Source organism: Rhizobium sp. UBA1881 (assembly GCF_002338015.1).
Classification (GTDB): domain Bacteria; phylum Pseudomonadota; class Alphaproteobacteria; order Rhizobiales; family Rhizobiaceae; genus Rhizobium.
In genome coordinates this window covers 18399-24715 of record NZ_DDHH01000136.1, presented here as the reverse complement: position 1 = coordinate 24715, position 6317 = coordinate 18399, and the positions used below count along the sequence as shown (strand labels likewise).

8 protein-coding genes are annotated in these 6317 nt (G+C 62.9%); 6 read left to right on the top strand and 2 right to left on the bottom strand.

Features of this window, described 5'->3' with window-relative positions; all coding sequences use genetic code 11:
• A partial coding sequence (locus B3605_RS16990) for a MazG nucleotide pyrophosphohydrolase domain-containing protein (protein WP_296435178.1) occupies positions 1-157 on the bottom strand: 157 nt, incomplete at its 3' end.
• Positions 158-176: 19 nt separating this feature from the next.
• Positions 177-764 (bottom strand): nucleoside deaminase, encoded by a 588-nt coding sequence (locus tag B3605_RS16985; RefSeq protein ID WP_112945663.1) that lies wholly within the window; start codon positions 762-764, stop codon positions 177-179.
• A 59-nt stretch (positions 765-823) separates the two neighbouring features.
• Here B3605_RS16985 and B3605_RS16980 point away from each other — a divergent pair, with 59 nt between their 5' ends.
• From B3605_RS16980 to B3605_RS16955, 6 genes are read left to right on the top strand one after another with little or no spacing between them, the layout of a single operon-like run.
• The gene (locus B3605_RS16980) at positions 824-1024 is read left to right on the top strand and encodes a hypothetical protein (RefSeq protein ID WP_162725068.1); all 201 of its coding nucleotides are present in this window, start codon (positions 824-826) and stop codon (positions 1022-1024) included.
• Positions 1025-1026: 2 nt separating this feature from the next.
• Complete coding sequence (cysG, locus tag B3605_RS16975; RefSeq protein WP_112945734.1) at positions 1027-2463, top strand: siroheme synthase CysG; 1437 nt, start codon at positions 1027-1029, stop codon at positions 2461-2463.
• A gap of 2 nt (positions 2464-2465) precedes the next feature.
• Positions 2466-2780, top strand: coding sequence for a DUF2849 domain-containing protein (locus B3605_RS16970; RefSeq protein ID WP_111561437.1), 315 nt, complete (start codon positions 2466-2468; stop codon positions 2778-2780).
• A gap of 8 nt (positions 2781-2788) precedes the next feature.
• Positions 2789-4462 (top strand): nitrite/sulfite reductase, encoded by a 1674-nt coding sequence (locus B3605_RS16965; protein WP_112945662.1) that lies wholly within the window; start codon positions 2789-2791, stop codon positions 4460-4462.
• Positions 4462-4974 carry a DUF934 domain-containing protein gene (locus B3605_RS16960; protein WP_112945661.1) on the top strand — a complete coding sequence of 171 codons (513 nt, stop codon included), beginning with the start codon at positions 4462-4464 and terminating at the stop codon, positions 4972-4974. Before B3605_RS16965 ends, B3605_RS16960 begins: the two co-directional genes overlap by 1 nt.
• 37 nt (positions 4975-5011) lie before the next feature.
• Positions 5012-6223: a UbiH/UbiF family hydroxylase gene (locus tag B3605_RS16955; RefSeq protein WP_112945660.1), complete on the top strand. Its 1212-nt coding sequence runs from the start codon at positions 5012-5014 to the stop codon at positions 6221-6223.
• Positions 6224-6317: the final 94 nt, after the last annotated feature.

Here is a 6317-nt window from a genome sequence, read left to right as displayed (position 1 = left end):
TGCGCTCGATCGCGTCGGAAACCTCATAGGCCTCCTCGATCGTGTAGGGCTTGATCGTCTCGAAGGTCTGGACGATGTCCCAGGGGCAACCGGTCTCGGGATTGCGAAGGGCTGCCATGATCTCGATCAGGCGGGAAATGTCTTTGGAGGCTTCCATCGTGTTCTGGCCGATCGTGTCAGTTCAACGGAATGTCGTTGTCGCCCTTGGACGACTGGTAGCTTTCGGAAAGCGCGTCGTAGCGCTGCTTGATCCGCGCCGTCTGCGCCTTCAATTCGGCCTTTCTGGCGTCGCCCTCGGTCTCGACCAGATCGGCGATCGCGAAACTATTCCAGAAGGCGTTGCTGCGACGGTAGCCGCCGGGCTCGAGCCCGAAGACTTCCTTGAGGATTTTCAGGTCGTGCGGGATTGCGAAGGCGTCGCGGGAATCCTCGTGGCTGAAGAAATAGTAGAAATTGTCGAAGCCGGCCCAGGTGATCGCCGACATGCACATCGTGCAGGGTTCGTGCGTCGAGAGGAAGATCAGGTCCTTGGTGGCCGGCTTTTCGCCCAGCTCGTAGAACCGCTTCAGCGTGTGCACTTCGCCATGCCAGAGCGGGTTTTCCAGCTCGTTGTTGGTCTCGGCGACCACGAGCGAAAGGTCCGATTTGCGCAGGATCGCGGCGCCGAAGACCTTGTTGCCGAGGCCGACGCCACGTTCGGTCATCGGCAGAATATCGTGCTCCATGACATCGAGCAGTCGGGCGGCAATGGTGGTGTCGGACATGGTGTTCTCCTTGTTGCCGGCACTGTATCGCCGGTGCCGCGCGAGGCAAACGAGGATTCTTGGCCGCGCCCGAATTTGTCACAGGCTTTGTGCCGCGTTGCAGCGTGATTCATCGTGCCACGCGCGCTGCATCGGTGAGTTTTGCTCAAATCATTGACATGCCGGGTAAAACAATACGCGGTCGTAGCGGGTTTGGAATTTATGTTTCTTCATTTGGCTGGTCCGGTGGTGCATATTCCGGCAACTTCGAAATGGATTGATGATGCCTTCCAAGAGTGAGCAACTGTCGGTTTTTCCTGCCTTCGTTCGTGTCGAAGGCAAGATTGCGGCTGTCTTCGGCAATGGTGATGAAGCCTTCGCCAAGGTGCGCCTGCTGTCGAACACCAAGGCCCGGATCGTCGCCTACACGGATCGCCCCGAGGCCGATTACCACGCGCATCTGATCGCCAACCGCATCGAGACCGTGCGCTCGGCCTTCGCGCCCGGGCAGGTCGATGGCGCAACGCTAGTCTTTGCGGCCACAGGCCATGCCGCCGCCGATGGCGCCATCGTCGACGCCGCGCGCGCCGTCAAGATCCCGGCCAATGCCGTCGATCAGCCCGACTACTGCGATTTCTACACTCCGGCGCTCGTCAATCGCGCGCCCGTCGCGGTTGCGATCGGCACGGAAGGGGCAGGGCCCGTTCTCGCGCAGATGATCCGCGCCCAGGTCGACCAGCTGCTGGCGCCGTCGCTCGGCCGCCTCGCGGAACTGGCGGTCAGCTATCGCGGTCGCGTCGAGCATGCGCTTGAGAAAGGCGCCACGCGCCGTCTCTTCTGGCGCCGTTTCTTCTCCGGCGCGGTGGCGGATGCTGTTTCCAACGAGAACATGCCGCAGGCACAACGCCTTGCCGACGAGCTGTTGCTTTCCGCCGACAAGGCCGAGGGGCGTATCTGGCTGGTCGGCGCCGGCCCGGGTGCAGCCGACCTCCTGACGCTGCGCGCCCAGCGCGTGATGATGGAAGCCGATGTCATCGTCTATGACGCATTGGTGCCGCAGGAAATCGTCGATATGGGCCGACGCGATGCCGAGCGCCTGTCTGTCGGCAAGCGCAAGGGCTGTCATTCCAAGTCGCAGGAAGAGATCAACGATCTGCTCGTCTATCTCGGCCGCGAGGGCAAGCGCGTCGTCCGTCTGAAGTCGGGCGATCCGCTGGTCTATGGCCGCGCCGGCGAAGAAATGGCCGCATTGCGTGCCGCCGGTATCGCTTATGAAGTCGTGCCCGGAATCACATCTGCTTTCGCAGCCGCCGCCGATTTCGAGCTGCCGCTGACGCTGCGCGGCGTCGCCTCGTCGCTGGTCTTCACGACGGGCCACGATCTGACCGGCGATGTGCTTCCCGATTGGGCGAGCCTTGCCGTTTCCGGTGCCACGATCGCCGTCTACATGGGGCGCACGGTCGCCGCATCGGTCGCTGAGCGCCTGATGCGCGCCGGCATCGCGCCGGAAACGACGGTCGCCGTTATCGAGAACGCCAGCCGCGCCGATCGCCGGCTGCTGCACGGTACGCTGCGCGATCTGCCCGATCTGCAGAACCGTGATGAACTCACCGGACCTGTCATGGTCATCATCGGCGACGCCGTTGCCGGCGCCAATTTCGAACTGTCCGAACCGCTGGTGCGTGCACGCGCCCGGTCCGATGAACTGCTAAGGAGCTGACTATGGGAGACAAGGTTCTGACCGCCAACAGGCTGACCGACGGCATCGCCGTCTGGCTCGATGCCAACGGCACATGGGTGACGTCGCTGCAGGATGCGCTGGTCGCGCGCCATGCCGAGGCCGTTGCCGCGCTGGAGGCGATCGGCAAGAAGTCCTATGCCGACAATCTGGTGGTCGATGTCGCCGTGGTTGACGTGCAGGAGACCGATGGTGTTCTCTGGCCGCTGCGCCTTCGCGAGCGCATTCGTGCACAGGGTCCGACCATGGAATACGCGCCGGGCTACAAGCCCGCCGATCCCGCATTCATTGCAGTCTGAGGAATACGATGTACCGTTACGACGAATTTGACCACGCCTTTGTCGCCGAGCGCGTCGCGCAGTTCCGCGATCAGGTTGAGCGCCGTCTGTCCGGCGAGCTCGCCGAGGATGCGTTCAAGCCGCTGCGCCTGATGAACGGCGTCTATCTTCAGCTGCACGCCTACATGCTGCGTATTGCCATTCCCTACGGTACGCTGAACTCCAAGCAGATGCGCATGCTGGCCCATGTCGCGCGCACCTACGACCGTGGCTACGGCCACTTCACCACGCGCCAGAACCTGCAGTTCAACTGGCCGAAGCTGTCGGATATGCCCGACGTGCTGGCCGAGCTTGCCACCGTCGAGATGCACGCGATCCAGACCTCGGGCAACTGCATCAGAAACGTCACCGCCGACCACTTCGCTGGTGCCGCCGCCGATGAAGTCGCCGATCCGCGTCCCTATGCTGAAATCCTGCGCCAGTGGTCTTCCGTCCATCCGGAATTCTCCTTCCTGCCGCGCAAGTTCAAGATCGCCGTCACGGGTGCTGAGCGCGACCGCGCCGCGATCCAGGTCCACGACATCGGCCTGCACCTGAAGAAGAACGACAAGGGCGAGATCGGCTTTGCCGTTTATGTCGGTGGCGGCCAGGGCCGTACGCCGATGATCGCCAAGCTGATCAAGGACTTCCTGCCGGAAGAGGACTTGCTGTCCTACACCACCGCCGTCATGCGCGTATATAACCTGCACGGCCGCCGCGACAACAAGTACAAGGCCCGCATCAAGATCCTCGTCCATGAAACGGGCGCCGAAGAGCTGGCCCGTCAGGTCGAGGTCGAGTTCGCGGCACTGAAGGACACCGAGCTGAAGCTCCCGGAGGCCGATGTCGCCGCCATCACGGCTTACTTCGCACCGCCGGCTCTGCCGCAGCGTGCCGAAGGCTGGGAAAACCTCGCGCGCTGGAAGAAGGCCGATCCGGCGTTCTCGCGCTGGGTCCACCAGAACGTCCAGCCGCACAAGAACCCGGACTACGGCATGGTGACGATCTCGCTGAAGCCGATCGGCGGCATTCCGGGCGACGCCTCCGACAGCCAGATGGACGCGGTGGCCGATATCGCCGAGGAATATGCCTTCGACGAAATCCGCGTCAGCCATGAGCAGAACCTCATCCTGCCGCATGTCGCGCTGGCCGATCTCGAAAGCGTCTATCGCGGCCTCGTCGCCATCGGTCTTGCCGAAGCCAATGCCGGCCTGATCACCGACATCATTGCCTGTCCCGGCTTGGACTACTGCGCGCTCGCCAATGCGCGCTCCATCCCTGTAGCGCAGGAAATCTCCAGGCGTTTCGGCAACCCCGAGCGCCAGGCCGAGATCGGCGAGCTGAAGATCAAGATCTCCGGCTGCATCAACGCCTGCGGCCACCACCATGTCGGCCATATCGGCCTCTTGGGCGTCGAGAAGAAGGGTGCGGAGCTCTATCAGATCACGCTCGGCGGTTCCGGCGACGAGCACACCTCGATCGGCGAAATCATCGGCCGTGGCTTTGAGCCGGAGAAGGTAACGGATGCGATCGAAAAGATCGTCGATACCTATCTCGGCCTGCGCAACGATCCGTCCGAAATCTTCCTCGATGCCTATCGCCGCGTCGGACCGCAGCCCTTCAAGGATGCGCTCTACGGTGATTCCAAGGCGGAGGCTGCGTGATGACCAGGATCTGGAGAGAAACCGGCTTCGTCGACAACGACCCGTGGGTCATCGAGACCGAAGAAGTGAAGGCGGGCGAGGGGCAGAAGCCTCTGCTGAGCCTCGAGGAACTGGTGACAAAGGCAGACGAGAGCAATGAAGTCGGCTTCGGCGTGCTGATCAAGCCGGCTGACGACGTGCGCAAGCTGGAGCCCTATCTCTATCGTCTGGAGCTGGTGGCCGTGGCGTTTCCGGCCTTCAACGACGGCCGCGCCTTCAGCCATGCCTCGCTGCTGCGCGAGCGTCTCGGCTACACCAACGAGCTGCGCGCCGTCGGCGATGTGCTGATCGACCAGGTGCCGCATATGCTGCGTTGCGGCATCGATAGCTTCGCTGTAACCAACGAGACTGCGATAAAGCGTCTCACCGAAAAGCGCCTGCCGGAGATTCCGCATTATTATCAGCCGACTGCGCGTGACGCGGAGCCGGGCAAGAGCTATAGTTGGCGCCGTCAGGCGAAGCCGGCGGCATAAGGCCGGCTCGCCGTTTCAGAATTTGCGGAACGGTGCAATGAAGACTTTCGAAATCGCGGTGATCGGCGGCGGACTGGCCGGAATGATCGCCGCAATCGCCCTTGGACGCGGCGGACGCAACGTTGCACTCGTTGCGCCGCCGGCACCAAGGGAAGATCGCCGGACCACGGCGCTGATGGATCAGTCGATCCGCTTCATCGACCGGCTGACGCTCTGGGAGCGCCTGCGTCCGTCGTCCGCGCCGCTGTCGACCATGCGCATCATCGACGGCACAAACCGGTTGCTGCGCGCGCCGACCGCGACCTTCCGCGCCGCCGAAGTCGGGCTCGAAGCCTTCGGCTACAACTTTCCCAACAAGGCATTGATGGAAGTGCTGGAAGCGGCCGCGGCCTCCGAGGGTAACATCACGCGCTTCACGGCCTTCGCGGATGTGATCGATGTCACGGAAGACGCCGTCTCCATCTCGCTCGACAACGGCGAAACGCTTACCGCGGACTTCGCGATCGGCGCCGATGGCCGCAAGTCGAAGCTGCGCGAAACCGTTGGTATCGACGTCAAGAAATGGTCCTATCCGCAATCGGCCATGGTGCTGAATTTCGAGCATTCCCTGCCGCACGAAAACATCTCCACCGAGTTCCACACTGAAAACGGCCCCTTTACGCAAGTGCCACTTCCCGGCAATCGCTCCAGCCTCGTCTGGGTACAGAGCCCGTCGGATGCTGAGACGCGCAGCGAGCTTTCGCTGGCCGAGCTTGGCAACGTCGTCGAGGAACGCATGCAATCGCTGCTCGGCAAGGTGACGGTCGAGGAGGGTGTGCAGATCTGGCCGCTGTCGGGCATGATGGCGCATCGCTCAGGCAAGGGCCGGGTAGCGCTGATCGGCGAGGCCGCCCACGTCTTCCCGCCCATCGGCGCGCAGGGGCTGAACCTCAGCTTGCGCGATGTCATGGCGCTGACCGATATTCTCTGTGACCGACCGGAACTGCCGATATCAAAGGACGCCGGCAGCCAGTTCGACCGCAAGCGCCGCGTCGATATCATGACCCGCACGGCGAGCGTCGATGTGCTGAACCGTTCGCTTCTTTCCGATTTCCTGCCGATGCAGGTGCTGCGCGCAGCCGGCCTGCATATCCTGGCCGCCGTGCCTCCGTTCCGCAGCATGGTGATGCGCGAGGGTGTCGAGCCCGGACGCGGCCTGCGCGCCATCCCGGATGCGATCAAGGAACATCTACGTCGGAAGAAAGCCTGACTTCATCGCGATCAAAGGCGTGACTTACGCCCACTCCTGCTGGTGCGAGTGTGACGCCCAACTGATGGGTGTGGCGCCCTGCAGGACGTGAGGT